This is a genomic window from Pilosibacter fragilis, from assembly GCF_032490495.1.
Classification (GTDB): Bacteria; Bacillota; Clostridia; order Lachnospirales; family Lachnospiraceae; genus Pilosibacter; species Pilosibacter fragilis.
Genome location: NZ_JAVYJB010000010.1, coordinates 107,862 through 126,765, shown reverse-complemented (window position 1 = coordinate 126,765; position 18,904 = coordinate 107,862). Strand labels below are relative to the sequence as shown.

16 protein-coding genes are annotated in these 18,904 nt (G+C 50.5%); all 16 read left to right on the top strand.

Features of this window, described 5'->3' with window-relative positions:
* The first annotated feature begins 56 nt into the window (after nucleotides 1-56).
* The 16 genes from gltX (at nucleotide 57) to ABCW45_RS11035 (ending at nucleotide 18,849) form a co-directional block, all read left to right on the top strand.
* Nucleotides 57-1,514, top strand: coding sequence for a glutamate--tRNA ligase (gene gltX / locus ABCW45_RS11110; RefSeq protein WP_343220848.1), 1,458 nt, complete (start codon nucleotides 57-59; stop codon nucleotides 1,512-1,514).
* Nucleotides 1,515-1,621: 107 nt separating this feature from the next.
* Nucleotides 1,622-3,592, top strand: coding sequence for an ATP-dependent helicase (locus ABCW45_RS11105; RefSeq protein WP_343220847.1), 1,971 nt, complete (start codon nucleotides 1,622-1,624; stop codon nucleotides 3,590-3,592).
* Nucleotides 3,593-3,699: 107 nt separating this feature from the next.
* Nucleotides 3,700-4,230, top strand: coding sequence for a cob(I)yrinic acid a,c-diamide adenosyltransferase (locus ABCW45_RS11100; RefSeq protein WP_117470941.1), 531 nt, complete (start codon nucleotides 3,700-3,702; stop codon nucleotides 4,228-4,230).
* Between the two features lie 339 nt (nucleotides 4,231-4,569).
* Nucleotides 4,570-4,905 carry a DUF1292 domain-containing protein gene (locus ABCW45_RS11095; protein ID WP_015555061.1) on the top strand — a complete coding sequence of 112 codons (336 nt, stop codon included), beginning with the start codon at nucleotides 4,570-4,572 and terminating at the stop codon, nucleotides 4,903-4,905.
* Nucleotides 4,906-5,207: 302 nt separating this feature from the next.
* Nucleotides 5,208-6,305 carry a redox-regulated ATPase YchF gene (gene ychF / locus ABCW45_RS11090; protein WP_343220846.1) on the top strand — a complete coding sequence of 366 codons (1,098 nt, stop codon included), beginning with the start codon at nucleotides 5,208-5,210 and terminating at the stop codon, nucleotides 6,303-6,305.
* Nucleotides 6,306-6,542: 237 nt separating this feature from the next.
* A complete protein-coding gene (gene lgt, locus ABCW45_RS11085; RefSeq protein WP_343220845.1) occupies nucleotides 6,543-7,418 on the top strand; it encodes a prolipoprotein diacylglyceryl transferase in 876 nt (291 codons plus the stop codon).
* Nucleotide 7,419: 1 nt separating this feature from the next.
* Nucleotides 7,420-7,572, top strand: a complete 153-nt coding sequence (locus ABCW45_RS11080) for an aspartyl-phosphate phosphatase Spo0E family protein (RefSeq protein ID WP_015555058.1) — start codon at nucleotides 7,420-7,422, stop codon at nucleotides 7,570-7,572.
* 398 nt (nucleotides 7,573-7,970) lie between these two features.
* Nucleotides 7,971-8,396 carry a division/cell wall cluster transcriptional repressor MraZ gene (mraZ, locus tag ABCW45_RS11075; RefSeq protein WP_015555057.1) on the top strand — a complete coding sequence of 142 codons (426 nt, stop codon included), beginning with the start codon at nucleotides 7,971-7,973 and terminating at the stop codon, nucleotides 8,394-8,396.
* Nucleotides 8,393-9,328, top strand: coding sequence for a 16S rRNA (cytosine(1402)-N(4))-methyltransferase RsmH (rsmH, locus tag ABCW45_RS11070; RefSeq protein WP_015555056.1), 936 nt, complete (start codon nucleotides 8,393-8,395; stop codon nucleotides 9,326-9,328). Before mraZ ends, rsmH begins: the two co-directional genes overlap by 4 nt.
* 137 nt (nucleotides 9,329-9,465) lie before the next feature.
* Nucleotides 9,466-9,957, top strand: a complete 492-nt coding sequence (locus ABCW45_RS11065; RefSeq protein ID WP_117470938.1) for a septum formation initiator family protein — start codon at nucleotides 9,466-9,468, stop codon at nucleotides 9,955-9,957.
* A 19-nt stretch (nucleotides 9,958-9,976) separates the two neighbouring features.
* On the top strand, nucleotides 9,977-12,109 hold the full coding sequence (locus ABCW45_RS11060) for a peptidoglycan D,D-transpeptidase FtsI family protein (RefSeq protein ID WP_425518604.1): 2,133 nt from the start codon (nucleotides 9,977-9,979) through the stop codon (nucleotides 12,107-12,109).
* A gap of 178 nt (nucleotides 12,110-12,287) precedes the next feature.
* Nucleotides 12,288-12,965, top strand: a complete 678-nt coding sequence (locus tag ABCW45_RS11055) for a YkgJ family cysteine cluster protein (RefSeq protein WP_117503063.1) — start codon at nucleotides 12,288-12,290, stop codon at nucleotides 12,963-12,965.
* A gap of 72 nt (nucleotides 12,966-13,037) precedes the next feature.
* Entirely contained in the window at nucleotides 13,038-14,771 is a 1,734-nt protein-coding gene (locus tag ABCW45_RS11050) for a peptidoglycan D,D-transpeptidase FtsI family protein (protein ID WP_117484199.1), read from the top strand.
* A gap of 258 nt (nucleotides 14,772-15,029) precedes the next feature.
* On the top strand, nucleotides 15,030-15,998 hold the full coding sequence (gene mraY, locus ABCW45_RS11045) for a phospho-N-acetylmuramoyl-pentapeptide-transferase (RefSeq protein WP_117470952.1): 969 nt from the start codon (nucleotides 15,030-15,032) through the stop codon (nucleotides 15,996-15,998).
* Nucleotides 15,999-16,077: 79 nt separating this feature from the next.
* On the top strand, nucleotides 16,078-17,424 hold the full coding sequence (gene murD / locus ABCW45_RS11040) for a UDP-N-acetylmuramoyl-L-alanine--D-glutamate ligase (RefSeq protein ID WP_117484198.1): 1,347 nt from the start codon (nucleotides 16,078-16,080) through the stop codon (nucleotides 17,422-17,424).
* Nucleotides 17,425-17,436: 12 nt separating this feature from the next.
* Nucleotides 17,437-18,849 carry an FtsW/RodA/SpoVE family cell cycle protein gene (locus tag ABCW45_RS11035; protein WP_343220844.1) on the top strand — a complete coding sequence of 471 codons (1,413 nt, stop codon included), beginning with the start codon at nucleotides 17,437-17,439 and terminating at the stop codon, nucleotides 18,847-18,849.
* Nucleotides 18,850-18,904 lie beyond the last annotated feature (55 nt).

The window sequence follows — 18,904 nt, the reverse complement described above, 5'->3', positions numbered from 1 at the left end:
ATGTCTGTCTGCGGAACTATCCGCGGATAAATATATATCAACAGGAGATATGGATTATGGAAAAAATCAGAACAAGATTTGCGCCGAGCCCGACCGGCCGGATGCATGTAGGTAATTTAAGAACAGCTCTTTACACATACCTGATCGCAAAGCATGAAGGCGGAGATTTCATTCTCCGTATTGAGGATACAGACCAGGAGCGCCACGTTGAGGGTGCTGAGGGAATCATCTACCGCACACTGGCAAAGACCGGACTGATCCATGACGAGGGTCCGGATAAGGACGGCGGCTATGGTCCGTATGTCCAGAGTGAGCGTCAGAAAGCCGGAATCTACATGGAGTACGCGAAAAAGCTTGTAGAAAAAGGTGAGGCATATTACTGCTTCTGTACCCAGGAGCGCTTAAATTCATTAAAGAAGACCGTAAACGGTGAGGAGATCATGGTATACGATAAGCACTGCCTGCATCTTACCAAAGAAGAGGTAGAGGCAAACTTAAAGTCAGGAAAGCCGTTCGTTATCCGCCAGAACAACCCGAAAGAGGGAACTACAACATTCCACGATGAGATCTACGGAGATATCACGGTAGACAACGCAGAGCTCGACGATATGGTTCTTATCAAATCCGACGGATACCCAACCTACAACTTCGCAAACGTTGTGGATGACCATCTGATGAAGATCACACACGTTGTCCGCGGAAACGAGTACCTTTCTTCCTCCCCGAAGTACAACCGTCTCTACGATGCATTCGGCTGGAAAGTTCCGGTATATGTACACTGCCCGACCATCACAAACGAGGAGCACAAGAAATTAAGCAAGAGAAGCGGACATTCCTCCTTCGAGGATCTTCTCGAGCAGGGCTTTTTAACAGAGGCGATCGTAAACTTCGTTGCCCTCTTAGGATGGTCCCCGACAGACAACCAGGAGTTCTTTACTCTTGAGGAGCTTGTAAAAGCGTTCGACTACCACAATATGAGCAAGTCCCCGGCTGTCTTCGATATGACAAAGCTTCGCTGGATGAACGGCGAGTACATCAAGAAGATGGACGATGAGAAGTTCTTCGAGCTTGCAAAGCCGTACCTTGAGGCTGCGATCAAGAAACCGTTAGACTTAAAGAAGATTGCCGGAATGGTGAAGACGAGAATCGAGACACTGTGCGATATCGCGGATCAGGTCGACTTCTTCGAGGAGATGCCGGAGTACAGCGCGGACATGTATGTTCATAAGAAGATGAAGACAACAAAGGAGAACTCCTTAGAGACATTAAAGGAGGTTCTTCCGATCCTTGAGGCACAGGAAATCTACAGCAACGACGCTCTGTTTGAGACCCTGTCCAAATATGTTGCCGATAAGGGCGTAAAGACTGGTTTCGTTATGTGGCCGATCCGCACAGCAGTATCTGGAAAACAGATGACACCGGCAGGCGCTACCGAGATCATGGAGATCATCGGAAAAGAGGAGTCCCTGGCACGTATCAGGAAGGGAATTGAGCTGCTGGAGGCTGCTGAGTAATTTGCAAATCGCGTAGCGGTGAGATGACTGAACAGTCGCAAAACCGCAATACGATCATGCGGCGGACCGGGCAGAAACAGACAGAAACCTGACCGGAATGGATAAATATGGATTTTAATAAAGCACAGATGACGGCCTTGGAGCACCGGGATGGACCGATGATGGTCTTAGCGGGTCCGGGGTCCGGAAAGACGACAGTAATTACACACAGAATTAAGAGACTGCTGGAGGCGGGCGTTGACCCCTCCGGCATTCTTGTCATTACGTTCACGAAAGCGGCGGCCGCGGAGATGAAGGAGCGGTTTCTCAGACTGGCGCGGGAGGAAGATGAAAAGCGGAGAAAGGCGGGGAAGAAGGATGATCACCTGCCGAAAAACGGATGGAGTCTGCACAGGCCGGAAAAAAGCCAACAGAGTGCAGCCGAGGCCAGGCAGCGCGCGCAGGGCACCGGAAATTCTTTGGAAACCGCGGGCAGCCGTGTGAGTTTCGGAACCTTCCATTCCGTCTTTTACCACATCTTAAAGTGGGCGTACCGCTTTCCCGCCGGAAATGTGATCAGTGGGGAGGAAAAACGGCAGTATTTTAAAAAGTTTCTCGATGAGTCCGGGATGGAGGTGGAGGACGAGGCGGAGTTTATCTCCTCCATCATCAACGAGATCAGCTACGTGAAGGGCGAGCGCCTTGACTTAAAATACTACTATTCCCAGAACTGCCCGGAAGAGTGGTTTAAGAAGCTCTATGACGGGTACGATGAGATGCTGGAGCAGACGGGAAAGATCGATTTCGACGATATGCTCGTCATGTGCCATGAGCTGTTCACGGAGCGGAAGGACATCCTGGCTGCCTGGCAGAAAAAATTCAAGTATATTCTGGTGGACGAATTCCAGGACATCAATCTTTTGCAGTACCAGGTGGTGCGGATGTTAGCGCTGCCGGAAAATAACCTCTTTATCGTCGGGGATGATGACCAGTCCATCTATCGGTTCCGCGGGGCGAAGCCGGAGATCATGCTGGGATTTGAGAAGGATTTTCCGGGGACGAAGAGAGTTCTTCTTGGAACAAACTACCGGTCCACAAAGGAGATCGTGGAGACTTCGCTGAAGCTCATCGGGCACAATAAGGTTCGCTTTGAGAAGAAACTGGAGCCGTTCCGGGGATCCGGGCGGCCGGTGGATTTCAGGGTCTTTGACAATCCGGGACATGAGATGGACACGGTGGCACAAAGCATCCGGGCGTATCATGACGCCGGGTATGCCTGGAACGAGATTGCGGTGTTGTTCCGCACAGGGGCAAATTCCGGGCTGATGGCGGAGCGGCTTATGGGGTACAATATTCCCTTTCAGCTCCGGGATGTGATCCCAAACCTCTATAGTCACTGGATCGCGAAGGACCTCTTTGCCTACATGGAGATCGCGGCGGGCAGCAGAAAACGGTCGGATTTCTACCGGATCATGAACCGTCCGAACCGGTATTTCAGCAGGGACGCCTTTGATACGCCGACGGTGTCCTTCGACCGGTTAAAGTCCTTTTATCAGGACAGGGCCTGGATGGAGGACCGGATATGCGACCTGGAGGCGGATCTCAGGACCATGTCGAGACTGAAGCCTGTGGCAGCGGTGAACTATATCCGCAAGGTCATCGGATATGACGATTATCTCAGGTCCTACGCGGAGTTCCGGAGAATGAAACCGGAGGAACTTTTCGAGACAGCGGACAAGCTGGCGGAGAGTGCGGCGGAGTTTGAGACCTTCGAGGCCTGGAAGGAACATGCGGTGCGGTACGAGGAAGAGTTGAAAAAGCAGAATCTCGAAGAGACCAGGGAAGCGAGAGACCGGGTGACACTGTCCACGATGCACAGCGCGAAGGGGCTGGAATATCCGGTGGTGTTCGTGGTGGATGTGGATGAGGGGATCGTTCCGCATCACAAGGCGGGACTCCCGGCGGATATCGAGGAAGAGCGGCGGCTGTTTTATGTGGCCCTGACCCGAGCAAAGGACCGGCTCCATGTGGCGGCGGTGCGGGAGCGGTATCACAGGAAGACGGATGTTTCGCGGTTTATCGGGGAAGCAGGTTTGTAGAGGATTCAGAGAGGAGCCAGAGTCATTGCGGCTTAGGCCGCCGGAAAGGCACCATAGCAGAGAACAGTTCTTTCCTGCTGTGAATGCATGAAGAATGGAGGAGACAAATGGGACTTGTCCATATTTACTGTGGTGACGGAAAAGGAAAGACCAGCGCAGCGATAGGGCTTGCGGTCCGGGCAGCGGGCAGCGGTAGGCGTGTCGTGATCGCGCGGTTTTTAAAGACAGATAACTCCGGGGAAGTGGAGATCTTAAAGAGACTTCCGGAGGTGACACTGATCCCGTGCCGGAAGAACTTTGGCTTTGTCCGGTCTATGGATGAGGAGACGAAAAAAGAGTGCGCGGATTATAACAGAAATCTGTTTTTGGAGGCGGCAGAGCTGGCGAAAACTGCAGATCTCGTGGTCTTTGACGAGATCATGGCGGCGGTGAACTACGGGATGGTACCGGAAAAGGACATCCTGGATTTTCTGGAAAACCGGCCGAAAAAGGGCGAGCCGGATGGGCTGGAAATTGTCCTTACGGGGCGGAACCCGTCGGAGTCGTTGCTTGGGGCGGCGGACTATGTGTCGGAGATCTGCAAGAGAAAGCATCCGTTTGACAAGGGAATCATGGCACGACGCGGAGTAGAATACTGATGTTACTGTGCATGGGTAGGAATTTTCCGGACTGGAGATTCCGTACAATACAGTGGTGGTAGGTTACTTTTCATGGGTAGGAATTTTCTGAACTGAAAATTCCGTATGATACCGTTATGACCGCGGATTTTGCCGATTCGGAATGCGAAGCATCGGCAAAATCCAGTTACAGTGCGCGGGCATGGAGTGCCCGTGTACTGTAACGGTGGTAGTGGATTTAGGCAATTCTTTCTATTGATTTTATGGATATTTACTGGTATTCTATAAAAAACAGCAGCCGCAGAAAAAACGGCTGTCAATTAACGGCACACTGCCGGAAATGAGAGGAAAATTAAGGTTATGGCAAAGGAAAAAAACATGAATCAGGACGCAGCAAACGACGAGGAGATGACAGTTACTCTGACACTGGATGATGGAACAGATTTAGAGTGCGTGGTTCTTACGATCTTCGAGGCGGCTGATAAGGAATATATTGCGCTTCTCCCGTTAGACGGCAATGAGGCTGAGGACGGAGAGGTCTACTTATACCGCTATACAGAGGACGCAGATGGCAACCCGGATATCCAGAATATCGAGAGCGACGAGGAGTACGAGATCGTTGCGGACGCCTTCGACGAGTTCCTTGATACAGCGGAGTACGATGAGATCGTAAGCGAGGAAGACTTAGACGATTAAGCCGGGAGCAAAATAGTGTTTTCAGACCGGGTCTGTCAACAGAGCAGCGGAAAATGGAGATATGTTTCCGACAGGGAAACTGGTTCGGAGACAAAGATAAAAAGCATTGATGGAGTCAAAAAGATATATCCGGCCACAAAAAATCGATCGGATGAACTCTTTTTGGCTCCTTTTTTGCGGAAATTCCCTTCCTTTTCCGCATGTTTTGTGCTATGCTAAATACACTTGTGGTCGTATGGGATCACATTAAATTATGTAAAAACCATATTTTTGCGCATAAAGGTTTAGAAAGGAAAATTACCATGAAACTTGGCATTGTCGGCCTGCCGAACGTAGGTAAAAGTACATTATTCAACTCTTTGACAAAGGCGGGCGCTGAATCCGCAAACTATCCGTTCTGTACCATCGACCCGAATGTGGGCGTTGTTCCGGTACCGGATTTCCGTTTGAAACTCTTATCGGATCTTTACAACTCCGAGAAGATCACACCGGCTGTGATCGAGTTCGTAGATATCGCAGGTCTCGTAAAGGGCGCATCCAAAGGTGAGGGACTTGGAAACCAGTTCCTCGCGAATATCCGTGAGGTGGATGCCATCGTTCACGTTGTCCGCTGTTTCGAGGATCCGAACGTGATTCATGTAGACGGAAGCGTTGATCCGCTCCGCGACATCGAGACTATCAACTTAGAGCTGATCTTCTCCGATATCGAGGTCATCGACCGCCGGATCGCGAAGATGGGCAAGGGCGCAGCTTCCAACAAGGCACTTGTGAAAGAATTAAATATCTTAAAGGCTGTGAAGGAACACCTCGAGAACGGCAATCTTGCAAAGAGCTTTGAGTGTGAGGACGATGAGGAGCAGGCATTTGTTGCTTCCTTAGATCTCCTTACCTGGAAACCGGTGATCTTCGCTGCGAACGTCGGTGAGGATGATCTTGCCGATGACGGCGCTTCCAATCCGCATGTACAGGCTGTCCGCAAGTTCGCTTCTGAGAACGACAGCGAAGTGTTTGTTGTGTGCGCGCAGATCGAGGAGGAGATCTCCGAGTTAGATGACGATGAGAAAAAGATGTTCTTAGATGACCTTGGTTTAAAGGAGTCCGGACTTGACAAGCTGATCGCGGCAAGCTACCGTCTCCTCGGTCTTATCAGCTACCTGACAGCAGGAGAGAAGGAGACACGTGCATGGACCATCAAGGTCGGCACAAAAGCACCGCAGGCAGCAGGAAAGATCCACACCGATTTCGAGCGCGGATTTATCAAGGCAGAGGTTGTAAACTACAAGGATCTCTTAGACTGCGGTTCCTACAACGGAGCGAAGGAAAAAGGACTTGTCCGCATGGAAGGTAAGGACTACGTGATGAAGGACGGAGATGTCGTTCTTTTCCGGTTCAATGTATAATTTCTCCTGAAGATCTGATAGAATAAGGAATATAAAAGTCATGGAGTGTATCAGTTAAACACCATTCCATGGCTTTTCTTTTGTTTTAGGACAGATTCCTGGCGGTTCCTGTTTGAGCAAGACGTGAACGGCAGTTCATGTCGAATAAACACGAGGACTGTCAAGCGAATCTGTTTGCTTTTTGCCGCTTTTCGGAGTAAAATATAATTCACCAAAGAAAAAAGGAGAACAGAATCAATGTCAGGAGCAGATGTAAGCTTCGTTCACCTGGGGATCTCGATTCCCCACATGGTGAAGAGCTTTTCAATCGGAGGAATATCCTTTGCGTACTACGGACTGATCATCGGGATCGGCATGATCTTAGGACTCTGTGTTGCCCAGTCCGATGCGAAGCGCAGGGGACAGAATCCAGATATTTACCTTGATTTCGCACTTTACGGAATTATCTTTTCCATCATCGGAGCGCGGATCTACTATGTTTTCTTCCAGTGGGCCTACTACAAGGACCACCTGATGGAGATCGTGAACTTGAGGAAAGGCGGACTTGCGATCTACGGCGGAGTGATCGCCGGAATCCTGACGCTGCTTGTCTTTACAAAGAAACGCCACCTTTCCTTTTTGTCCATGGCAGACAGCGCATGCCTTGGACTTATAACCGGACAAATGATCGGACGATGGGGTAACTTTATCAACTGCGAGGCCTTCGGCCGCTACACAGACTGCCTGTTTGCCATGCGGATCAGACGCAGCATTGTGAATGAGAGCATGATCTCACAAAATCTCCTTGACCATCTGATCGTTGATAATGGAATCGAGTACATTCAGGTCCATCCGACGTTCCTCTACGAGTCCCTCTGGAACTTCGGTCTCCTGATGTTCATGCTCTGGTTCCGCAAGCGGAAAACATTCACAGGGGAAATGCTTTGTATCTATCTGACCGGGTATGGAATCGGAAGAGCGTGGATTGAAGGACTGAGAACGGATTCTCTCCTGATACCGGGTACCCAGATCGCAGTATCCCAGGCATTGTCTGTTGTGCTGGCGACCGTCTCTCTTGTGATCCTTATTTACAACAGGAGAAAGGCTTTCGTCCAGGGAAAGGAAGCAAACTGATATGGAGAGCAGGGAAGAATTGGTAAATCAGATCGAGGAGGCGAGAAAACGATTGAACGGAAGTATTGATGGAAAGGAGTCCTACGATCTGATCTACCGATACAGTGTGGAACTTGACCGGCTGATCGAACAGTATATGGACGCGGGATACTAAGGGGGCCACAGTACATAAAAATCGAATATACTCCAGATAAAATGCGGAAAAGCTGCCTGAAAGGTGGCTTTTTCGCGTTTTATAGGAAGATTTCCATAAAATGGCACCTTGTTTGTTACTGTACACGGGTAGGAATTTTCTGAACTGAAAATTCCGTACAATACAGTGGTGGTAGTGGATTTTGCCAATTCGGAATGCGAAGCATCGGCATAATCAGTTACTGTTTGCGCAAGGCGTGAACAGTGACCCTTGTTTTGTACATGAAAAAATGAAAAATTCCTTGCTATTTTAAAGTAAATGTACTAAGATTACATTAGAAGTGGTGGAAAGTGGATAAAAGTGGTTTAAAATGGTGGATCAGTGGATTACGATGGACCACATAATCACAGGAGTGAGTAATGTTCATTGGAGAGTACAGTCATACAATCGATGCAAAAGGCCGTCTGATTGTCCCTTCCAAATTCCGTGAGCAGCTGGGCGATGAGTTCGTTGTTACAAAGGGATTGGATGGGTGTCTCTTCGTGTACGAAAATTCTGAGTGGAAATCTTTTGAGGAAAAGCTCCACGCGCTTCCTCTTACGAATGCTAATGCCAGAAAGTTTTCGAGATTTTTCCTGGCTGGTGCCTGTGCCTGTGAGGTGGACAGGCAGGGAAGGATCCTGATCCCTTCTGTTTTAAGAGAATTCGCGAAGCTGGAAAAAGACGTCGTCTTAGTCGGCGTCGGAAGCCGGATTGAGATCTGGAACAAGGCGGTCTGGAACGAGAAGAATGTCTACGATGACATGGAAGAAATTGCAGAAAATATGGAAGGTCTTGGCATATGATTTTTGAACATAAATCAGTCCTGCTGATGGAAACCGTCGACAGCCTGAATGTAAAACCGGATGGGATCTACGTGGACGGGACTTTAGGCGGCGGCGGACATGCATACGAAGTATCCCGGCGACTCGGCGAAAAGGGCCGCCTGATCGGAATCGATCAGGACGCGGACGCGATCGCGGCGGCGACAGAACGTCTTCTCCCATTTAAAGATAAAGTAACGATCGTGAGAAGCAACTACAAGAATATCCGGGAAGTGCTCTTTAACCTTGGAATTGAAAAGGTGGATGGCATTTATCTGGATCTTGGTGTGTCTTCATACCAGCTGGATACGGCGGACCGTGGATTCTCTTACAGAGAGGATGCCCCGCTGGATATGAGAATGGATCAGAGAAACGACAAGACCGCGGCGGATATCGTAAACGGCTACAGCGAGATGGAGCTGTATAGAATTATCCGCGATTACGGCGAGGATCGTTTCGCAAAGAATATCGCGAAGCACATCGTCAGAGAGAGGGAGATCCACCCAATCGAGACGACACTGCAGCTCGCAGAGATCATCCGCGGCGCGATCCCGGCAAAGATCCGTGCTGAGGGCGGACATCCGGCAAAACGGACATTTCAGGCGATCCGCATTGAATTAAACCACGAGCTGGATGTGTTAAACGATTCCATCGACACAATGATCGACCTCTTAAATCCGGGTGGACGTTTATCGATCATTACGTTCCACTCTCTGGAGGACCGCATCGTGAAGACGAGATTCCGCACAAATGAAAATCCGTGTATCTGCCCTCCGGATTTCCCGGTATGCGTATGCGGAAGAAAGAGCAAAGGCCGCGTTGTGACGAGAAAACCGATCGTTCCATCAGATGAGGAACTGGAAGAGAACAGAAGATCAAAGAGTTCGAAACTGAGGGTGTTCGAGAGAAGCTGAGAGCCCCCAAGTACAGAAAAAGCAGAAAGTTTATGGTAAATGTTCAGCAGATCTGCATGTTCCTGAAATCGACAACAGGGGAACATGAGCAGAACGGCACTGGACTGTTGCATATATATTAGAAAGGAAGTGATGGTATGGCAGCAAGGAGACGGAAAAGAGCCCCGCAGACCGAAGAATATGTAGAGGGAAATACTGTCCGTAAAGTCGAGCGTGTTCCCCGGTACGAGGAGCAGGAAAGAGGACATCAGCAGAAGCGGAATGTATCCCATACCGTTACAGTTCGGAGAAATCAGGAAAAAGCGCTTCAGATGAATCTTTTTTCCGTATTGTTGCTGACAGTGGCGGTGATCTGCACACTGTATATCTGTGTGAGCTATTTAAAGCTTCAGTCTTCCGTCACAGCGAGACTCAATCATATTGAGAGTCTGGAGGAGAGTATTGAAAAACTGAAAGGGGATAACGACGCTCTTCTCACAAGGATCAACACGTCGGTGGACCTGGATTATGTGTATAAGGTAGCGACTGAGGAACTGGGAATGGTTTATGCCAATAAGGACCAGGTCCGCTTATACAATAAGACGGAAAGCGAGTATGTAAGACAGTATGAAGACATCCCGGAACGGTAATAATAAGAAAGTTTTTACCATGAGTATGAAAGAAAAGCTGGCGGTTACGGTTCTCGTAACGACGCTGGCTTTGTTTGGTCTTGTCGTTGTTTTATACCGGATGATCAAGGATAAAAACGAGGACTACACCCAGATCGTATTGAACCAGCATTCCTCCTACGACAGCCGGACGATCCCGTACCGCCGCGGCGATATCGTGGACAGGAACGGAACATATCTGGCTACCAGTGAGAAGGTCTACAACCTGATCCTGGATCCGAACCAGATCAACCAGGATAAAGAGAACTACCTGGAACCGACGGTGTCCGCACTCTGTGAGGTATTCGGATACGACAGGGCAGATATTCTGGCGACGATCTCCGCCAATGAAAATTCCTACTATGTGCCTTATGAGAAACAGATCTCCGCAGACAAGAAGGAAGAATTTGAGACAAAAAAGAAAGAGCTGAATGATGCCTACGCGAAGTCAAAGGAAGACAGTGGAAAGAAGATCAAGGGCGTCTGGTTTGAGGATGAGTACCGGAGATTTTATCCGTATAATACCCTGGCCTGCAACGTGGTGGGATTCTCCTACGATAACGGAAAGCAGGGAAGTGGCGGAATTGAGCAGTATTACAATGACCAGCTCACCGGAACAAACGGAAGAGAGTATGGATACCTGGATGACGAGTCCAACATGGAGAAGGTCATTAAATCCGCTGAGAACGGAAATACCATCGTCTCCACCATCGATGTGAATATCCAGAGGATCGTGGAAAAGTATATCGACGAATGGATGAGCGGGATCGGAAGCAAGACGGCGGCTGTTATCGCCATGGATCCGAGAAACGGTGAGATCCTTGCCATGTCCTCCAACCGCAGATTTGATCTGAATAATCCGAGAGATCTGAGCTATGCCTATTCTCAGGAAGAGATCACGGCCATGACGGATGAGGGCAGGATGGATGCCTGGAACCAGATGTGGAGAAATTTCTGTGTAAATGATACTTACGAGCCGGGTTCCCCGGCGAAGCCGATGACAGTTGCGGCGGGGCTTGAGGAAGGCGTCATCAGTCAGAATGATACATTTCTCTGCGACGGCGGACAGGATGTTGGCGGCTACAGGATCAAATGTTCCAATATCTATGGACACGGAATCCTGACGTTGGAGCAGTCCTTAATGAAATCCTGCAACGATGCTATGATGCAGATCGCGGCGAAACTCGGAGTACAGCGGTTTGCAAAATATCAGAAATTATTCGGCATGGGTCAGAAGACCGGAATCGATCTTCCGGGAGAGGCATATGGACTGATCTACAATGCGGACAATATGGGCCCGACAGACCTTGCGGTAAACTCCTTCGGACAGAGCTATAACAGCACGATGATCCAGATGGCGGCGGCATTCGCCTCTGTCATCAACGGCGGTTCCTACTATGAGCCCCATGTGGTAAAGCAGATCTTAAATGATCAGGGTTCTGTTGTGAAGAAAATAGAGCCGAATCTGGTGCGGGAGACGGTTTCCCAGTCCACCAGCGACTTTATCAGGCATGCGCTGTTTATGACCGTTGACGATGAGGAAGGAACCGGTAAGGCGGGACGGGTTGCCGGATACAAGGTCGGCGGAAAGACGGGAACGGCGGAGAAGCTTCCGCGTTCCGCCCACAACTATCTCGTATCCTTCTGTGGATTTGCGCCGGCGGATGACCCGCAGCTTCTTATGTACGTGGTCATCGATACCCCGAATCTTCCGGGCAAAGAGCAGGCGCACAGCACTTTCGCCACAGAGGTTTTCCAGAAGATCATGGCGGAAGCGCTTCCATACTTAAATGTATTCCCGGATACGGATACGACGACGGAGGACGCAAGTCTTGCGGATCAGAATGAGGGGATCACGAATAACAACGAGGGTGGACTGGAGCCTGGAACCGGCGAGACCGCGGCGGAGACTGAGGCACCGACGGATGCGGAAGGAAATGTGATTCAGACAGAGCCTGCGCCGGAGGAAGAAGTGATTCCGTATGATGACGGTCTTGGACTTCCGGATGATATGCCGTCCGACGGATCGGGATCCGCGGCGGAGAGTGCGGGCGAAGCCCAGAGTATGGAATCGGTTCAGGAGACTGAGACCATGAAGAATGGAGCGGAGGAGACAACGCAGACCGCGCAGTGATCTGCTGACAGTTTAGCCATGTAGTGATTTATATTTGTGCAGAAAAATGTGCTGCAAGCTTGCTTGCATAAGCGTTTTCCTGCACAAATTAGTATATAGGGTGGCTGTTGCCATACATTTGGAAGAAGATGCCGGTGAGTACTGAACAATTACATATGGGGAATAATAGGAGAAGATCATGAAGAGAGAGATGGATATGGCGGAGGTTTCCGACGGAAAACTCTATGGCCTGGATGATATGGTGAAGGCGGACTGCGCAGGGTGTGAGGGCTGCCATGCCTGCTGTACCGGGATGGGAACCTCCGTGGTTCTCGATCCTTTTGACGCGTACCGCATGACGGCGGGGACAGGGAAGACCTTTGAGACGCTTCTCGCGGGACCTCTGGAACTTAATGTGGTGGATGGGATCATTCTCCCGAACCTCAAGATGGCGGGGGAGGAGGAGGCCTGTTCCTTTTTAGACCAGAATGGACGCTGCAGGATTCATGCGTACCGCCCAGGGATCTGCCGGCTGTTTCCGCTTGGAAGAATTTATGGGGACGGCGGTTTTAAGTATTTTTTGCAGGTTTACGAGTGCGCGAAGGAGACCAGGACCAAGGTAAAGGTTAAAAAATGGATCGATATGCCGGAGCCGAAGCGGTATGATGAGTTTGTCTGTACCTGGCATTACTTTTTAAAGGATCTGGAGCGGGTGATCGGAAAAGACACCTCCGGACAGGCGGCGAAGACCGTGAGTCTTTATCTTATGAAACAGTTTTATCTGATTCCTTATAATAAGGAAGAGGAATTCTATCCGCAGTTTGAGGAGAGAATGGCCGGGGCGAAGAGGGCGCTGGCTGGATTTCTTGCAATGTAATAAAATCCGTGCATGAGGAAACGGGAAGTCCCGTATATTAATTACCAAGACTTTTAAGATGAAGGTTTTGACATGGCGGAATTTCTGACACATCACAGAAAGAAGCTTTTTATCGTTTTTTTAATCTCGGTGCTTCTGATGGTGGGGCTGTGCGCCCAGCTGGGATTCCTGATGATCGCGAGGTCGGACCACTACAGCAAGATGGCGGATGAGCTCCACAAGAGGGAGCGGACCATCAAGGCTGCCCGGGGCGAGATCGTGGATCGGAATGGCACTGTGATCGCCGCGAACCGGACGGTCTGCACCGTGTCCGTGATCCACAATCAGGTGACGGAGCCGGAGAAGGTGATCCGGGAGCTGGTGCGGATCCTGGAGCTTCCGGAGCCGGAGGTCCGGAAAAAGGTAGAAAAGTGGTCTTCCAGGGAGATCATCCGGACAAATGTGGAGAAGTCGGTGGGGGACCAGATCATGAATCTCGGACTCTCCGGTGTGAAGGTCGATGAGGATTATAAGAGATATTATCCTTACGGAAGTCTCGCATCAAAGGTCCTGGGATTCACCGGAGCGGACAATCAGGGGATCATCGGCCTGGAGGTCATGTACGAGAGGTACTTAAAGGGCAGGGATGGTCTGATACTGACGACCTCCGACGCGAAGGGCACGGAACTCCAGAATGCCGCGGAGGAGCGGGTGGAGCCGGTGCCCGGAAATACCCTGACCGTGAGCCTGGATGTGAACATCCAGAAGTACGCGGAGCAGGCGGCGTACCAGGTCATGGAGAAAAAAGGTGCGAAGGCGGTCTCCGTGATCGTCATGAATCCCCGGAATGGGGAGATCTACGCTATGGTAAATGTCCCGGAGTTTGATCTGAACGACCCGTTCACGCTGAATGTGGAAAGCGGCGGACTCACTGGGACGGAGCTTCAGGACGCGAGAAATAAGATGTGGCGGAATCGCTGCATCAACGATACCTACGAGCCCGGCTCCACATTTAAGATCATCACCGCCGCAGCAGGGCTGGAGGCGGGAGTGGTCCATCTGGATGACAGGTTCTCCTGCCCGGGCTTCCGGATCGTGGAAGACCGGAAGATCCGCTGCCATAAGATCGGTGGACATGGAGGAGAGACATTTTTACAGGGAGCCATGAACTCCTGTAACCCGGTGTTTATCGACGTTGGCGCGCGACTTGGCGTGGATTCGTTCTATCATTATTTCGAACAGTTTGGGCTTCTCGGAAAGACCGGGATCGATCTGCCCGGCGAGGCAGCGACGATCATGCACAAGAAGGAAAATATGGGACTTGTGGAGCTCGCCACCGTCTCCTTTGGACAGTCCTTTCAGATCACGCCGATCCAGCTCATCACGACGGCGTCCTCCATCATAAACGGGGGCAGGCGGATCACGCCCCACTTTGCGATGAATGTGGAGAGCACGGATGGGACATATTACCAGAAGTTTTCCTATCCGGAGCGGATGGGAGTCGTGTCGGAAGCTACCAGCGAGACCATGCGGTATATTTTAGAGCAGGTAGTGGCGGAAGGAAGCGGAAAGCGGGCGAAGCTTCCAGGTTACCGGGTCGGCGGAAAGACGGCGACATCGGAGAAGCTGCCGAGAAGCTTAAAGAAATATATTTCTTCTTTTTTAGGATTTGCGCCCGCCGATGATCCCCAGGTCATCGCGCTGATCACTATCGACGAGCCGGTGGGGATCTATTACGGCGGAACCATCGCGGCACCGGTGGTGGCTGATATTTTTTCGAATATTCTTCCGTATCTGGATATCACGTCGGTTTCGGAGACGGATTAATATTGAACCGCTCTGCGCTTTGTGCGTATGTGAGCACAGATGGCAGGAGAAATTCAGGTCTTTTGGCCTTTGTATCAAATGTTCTGATTGATTATTGGGAAAAAAGGACGTATACTATTTACGCTATGAAATGTTGTCAGGCGGCAGCTGTGGGAGCGCCGAAGGCGCGGAACAGCTGAATTTCATGGTGCTGTCGGAAGACGGCATGTCAATTTACATAGGAAGTATGAGGTGCAGCAGGAAAATATGAGGTTCAGCATGGTAAATGAGACAATTCTGGCGATCATTATCGCCTTCGCAATCAGCGCAGCGCTCTGCCCGGTGATCATTCCATTTCTTCACCGGCTGAAATTCGGACAGCAGGTCCGCGATGACGGTCCGCAGAGCCATTTAAAGAAACAGGGAACACCGACGATGGGAGGACTCATCATCCTCACGGCGATCGTGATCACATCCTTATTTTACATTAAGAGCTATCCGCGGATCATCCCGATCCTCTTCGTGACGGTGGGATTCGGAATCATCGGTTTTCTGGATGACTACATCAAGATCGTCATGAAGCGTTCGGAAGGTTTAAACCCGATCCAGAAGCTCATCGGTCAGTTCATCATCACGGGGATTTTCACCTACTATCTGATGACTTCCGGAGAAGTGGGAACAGGAATGCTGATCCCTTTCACTGGCGGATTTGAAAATGGATATTATCTGAATCTCGGCTGGCTGTTTATTCCGGCGGTATTCTTTATCGTTCTCGGAACCGACAACGGTGTAAACTTTACAGACGGTCTTGACGGTCTCTGCACAAGTGTTACGATCCTTGTGGCGACATTCTTCACCGTGGTTGCCATCGGAGAAAACAGCGGGATCAGCCCGATCACAGGTGCCGTTGTGGGAAGTCTGTTAGGCTTTTTACTGTTCAACGTATATCCGGCGAAGGTGTTCATGGGAGACACGGGTTCCCTGGCCCTCGGCGGTTTCGTGGCATCCAGCGCGTTCATGATGCAGATGCCGATCTTTATCGCCGTCGTTGGCCTGATCTACCTGGTGGAGGTCCTCTCCGTCATCATTCAGGTCACATACTTTAAAAAGACTGGCGGGAAGAGAATCTTCAAGATGGCTCCGATCCACCACCATTTCGAGCTTTGCGGATGGTCCGAGACGAGAGTTGTCGCAGTATTTTCGATCGTTACGGCGATCCTTTGCCTGGTTGCCTACATGGGATTATAATTAGGGTAAATGTTCAGACATGCGCAGGAAAATAGCAGGCTGAGCGGTCATTCATTACGAGTATATAGGAGGAGAAACCATGTCACAGAAAGTATTAGTTGCAGGAACGGGAATCAGCGGTATTTCTGCCGCAAAGCTTCTGCTTGCCCAGGGCGGCGAAGTGGTTCTTTATGATGGAAATGAGAAGCTTTCCGAAGAGAAGCTGAAAGCAAAATTTGATGAGGGTGCGAAGGTGACGATCGTTCTCGGTGAACTGAAGAAGACAGACCTTATGGGTGTGGAGTTATGCGTCATCAGCCCTGGTATTCCGCTTGAGTCACCGTTCGTTGCGGTGATCGACGAGGCGAAGATCCCGATCTGGAGTGAAATCGAGCTTGCTTACCACTGCTCAAAGGGAAAACTTGCGGCTATCACAGGTACAAACGGAAAGACAACAACGACAGCCCTCACAGGCGAGATCATGAGAAAGTTCTATAAGAGCGTATTCGTAGTAGGAAACATCGGTGATCCGTACACCGCTCACGCTCTTGAAACCACAGACGAGTCCGTTACCGTCGCGGAGGTTTCCAGCTTCCAGCTTGAGACCATCATGGATTTCCATCCGAATGTGTCCGCGATCACAAACATCACTCCGGACCATCTGGACCGCCATAAGACCATGGAGTGCTATATTCAGGTCAAAGAGGGGATCACAAGAAACCAGACAGAGGAAGATACCTGCGTATTAAACTACGAGGATCCGGTCCTCAGAGAATTCGGAAAGACCTTAAAGTGCAAGGTCCTCTACTTCAGCAGCAAGGAGAAGCTCGACGAGGGCATCTTCATGGACGGAGATTTCATCGTTTACCGCCATGATGGAAAGAACGAGAAGGTCCTCGATGTCAACGAGTTAAACATCATCGGAAGACATAACCACGAGAACGTGATGACAGCCGTTGCCATCGCGATCCATTTAGGCGTCCCGATGGATATGATCCGCGAGGCATGCAGGGAGTTCAAGGCTGTAGAGCACAGGATCGAGTATGTAAGAGAGCGTTTCGGCGTTACTTATTATAATGACTCCAAGGGAACAAACCCGGATGCGGCGATCCAGGCCATCAAGGCGATGCCGGGACCGACACTTTTAATCGCAGGCGGATATGACAAGCATTCCGAGTATGACGAGTGGATCGAGAACTTTGACGGAAAAGTCCGCTATCTCGTCCTCATTGGCCAGACAAGAGATAAGATCGCTGAGTGCGCAAAGAAACATGGTATCACGGATATCATGTACGCGGAAGACATGCAGGAGGCCGTTCAGGTATGCGCTTCTTACGCGAATGCAGGCGATTATGTGCTGCTCTCTCCGGCATGCGCAAGCTGGGGAATGTTCAAGAACTTTGAGGAGCGCGGACGAATCTTTAAGGAATGCGTCAACGCGCTGTAATGGAGGCTTAGCGTGGCTCGAAAGAAAGTTCGAAAAGCCGGCGGCAGGGCACAGGCGCAGAGACAGCAGGTACATCGTCAGCAGATGCAGAGACAGCAGATGCAGAGACAGCAGATGTCCGGAGAACAGTTGGAGCGTCAGCAGATTGAAAGAGAGCGGGCGAAACGCCAGCAGGAGGGACAGCGAAGAGAGCAGCTTCTGATGCAGCAGCGCCGTGAGATGCAGCAGAGACAGGAAATGCTGCGGCAGCAGCAGATGTACGGGGCTCCTGTACAGGAAGAGGGAAAACGGAAAAAGAAAGCACGCCGTTTTTACGACTATGACCTCTTAGTGGTCATTATCTTCCTTACGGTATTCGGACTGATCATGATCTACAGTTCCAGCGCCTACAATGCCCAGGTGAGCAGGCAGCCGTCCAACTACTACATGGTGCGTCAGGGACAGATCGCCGTGGCTGGATTCATCCTGATGCTGATCATTTCAAAGATCGACTATCACTTCTTGGCGAAGTTTACTGTTCCGGCAGTAGTGGTATCCTATATCTGCGAGATCCTTGTAACATTTACACCACTGGGAATCGCGGTTAACGGCAAGAAAAGATGGCTGGGAACAAGATCCCTGCGTTTCCAGCCTGCAGAGCTTGTAAAGATCGTGGTGATCCTGCTTCTGGCCGTGCTCATCACGAGACTTGGAAAGCAGATCAATGAATGGCGGGTGTGGGGAATGATCGCGGTCCTCATCGGACCTCTGGCACTTCTCGTCACCATGAACAACTTAAGCTCCGGTATCATCATCTGCGGAATCGCTTTCGTCATGATGTTTATCGCGTGCAAGAGAAAATGGCCATTTATTGCGACGGTGGCGCTTGGAATCACTGTCATCGTCTTCGCGCCGCCTGTGGCCATCGCCCTCGAGAAGGCGGGAATCCTCCATTCCTACCAGCTGAGCCGAATCCTGGTGTGGAAAAACCCGGAGGCGTATCCGAAGTCCGGTGGATATCAGGTCCTTCAGGGACTGTACGCCATCGGTTCCGGCGGCCTTCTCGGAAAGGGACTGGGACAGAGTATCCAGAAGTTAAGCTTCCTTCCGGAGCCGCAGAACGATATGATCTTCGCGGTGATCTGTGAGGAGCTGGGACTTTTCGGCGCGGTAGCCGTGATATTCATGTTCCTGTTCATGCTGTACAGATTTTTAGTCATCGCCGGAAATGCGCCGGATCTATTTGGTGCAATGCTGGTGACAGGTGTTCTGGCACATATCGCGATCCAGGTCGTCTTGAACATTGCCGTTGTTACGAATGTGATTCCGAACACGGGAATCACGCTTCCGTTTATCAGTTACGGGGGTACGTCGGTGCTGTTTTTGATGATTGAGATGGGAATGGTACTAAGTGTGTCCAACCAGATCAGGCTGGAACAGCAGTAACATAATTGATACTCTTGCATATACTGTTTTATAGCGGCATATGCGGGGGAATCGG

Excerpts from the sequence above, each read along its gene's own strand:
- ABCW45_RS11100 (WP_117470941.1), top strand. The coding sequence starts at position 3,700 with ATGGGACTTGTCCATATTTACTGTGGTGACGGAAAAGGAAAGACCAGC.
- ABCW45_RS11080 (WP_015555058.1), top strand. The coding sequence starts at position 7,420 with ATGGAGAGCAGGGAAGAATTGGTAAATCAGATCGAGGAGGCGAGAAAA.
- mraZ (WP_015555057.1), top strand. The coding sequence starts at position 7,971 with ATGTTCATTGGAGAGTACAGTCATACAATCGATGCAAAAGGCCGTCTG.
- murD (WP_117484198.1), top strand. The coding sequence starts at position 16,078 with ATGTCACAGAAAGTATTAGTTGCAGGAACGGGAATCAGCGGTATTTCT.
- rsmH (WP_015555056.1), top strand. The coding sequence starts at position 8,393 with ATGATTTTTGAACATAAATCAGTCCTGCTGATGGAAACCGTCGACAGC.
- lgt (WP_343220845.1), top strand. The coding sequence starts at position 6,543 with ATGTCAGGAGCAGATGTAAGCTTCGTTCACCTGGGGATCTCGATTCCC.
- ychF (WP_343220846.1), top strand. The coding sequence starts at position 5,208 with ATGAAACTTGGCATTGTCGGCCTGCCGAACGTAGGTAAAAGTACATTA.
- ABCW45_RS11105 (WP_343220847.1), top strand. The coding sequence starts at position 1,622 with ATGGATTTTAATAAAGCACAGATGACGGCCTTGGAGCACCGGGATGGA.
- ABCW45_RS11095 (WP_015555061.1), top strand. The coding sequence starts at position 4,570 with ATGGCAAAGGAAAAAAACATGAATCAGGACGCAGCAAACGACGAGGAG.
- ABCW45_RS11055 (WP_117503063.1), top strand. The coding sequence starts at position 12,288 with ATGAAGAGAGAGATGGATATGGCGGAGGTTTCCGACGGAAAACTCTAT.
- mraY (WP_117470952.1), top strand. The coding sequence starts at position 15,030 with ATGGTAAATGAGACAATTCTGGCGATCATTATCGCCTTCGCAATCAGC.
- ABCW45_RS11065 (WP_117470938.1), top strand. The coding sequence starts at position 9,466 with ATGGCAGCAAGGAGACGGAAAAGAGCCCCGCAGACCGAAGAATATGTA.
- gltX (WP_343220848.1), top strand. The coding sequence starts at position 57 with ATGGAAAAAATCAGAACAAGATTTGCGCCGAGCCCGACCGGCCGGATG.
- ABCW45_RS11060 (WP_425518604.1), top strand. The coding sequence starts at position 9,977 with ATGAGTATGAAAGAAAAGCTGGCGGTTACGGTTCTCGTAACGACGCTG.
- ABCW45_RS11050 (WP_117484199.1), top strand. The coding sequence starts at position 13,038 with ATGGCGGAATTTCTGACACATCACAGAAAGAAGCTTTTTATCGTTTTT.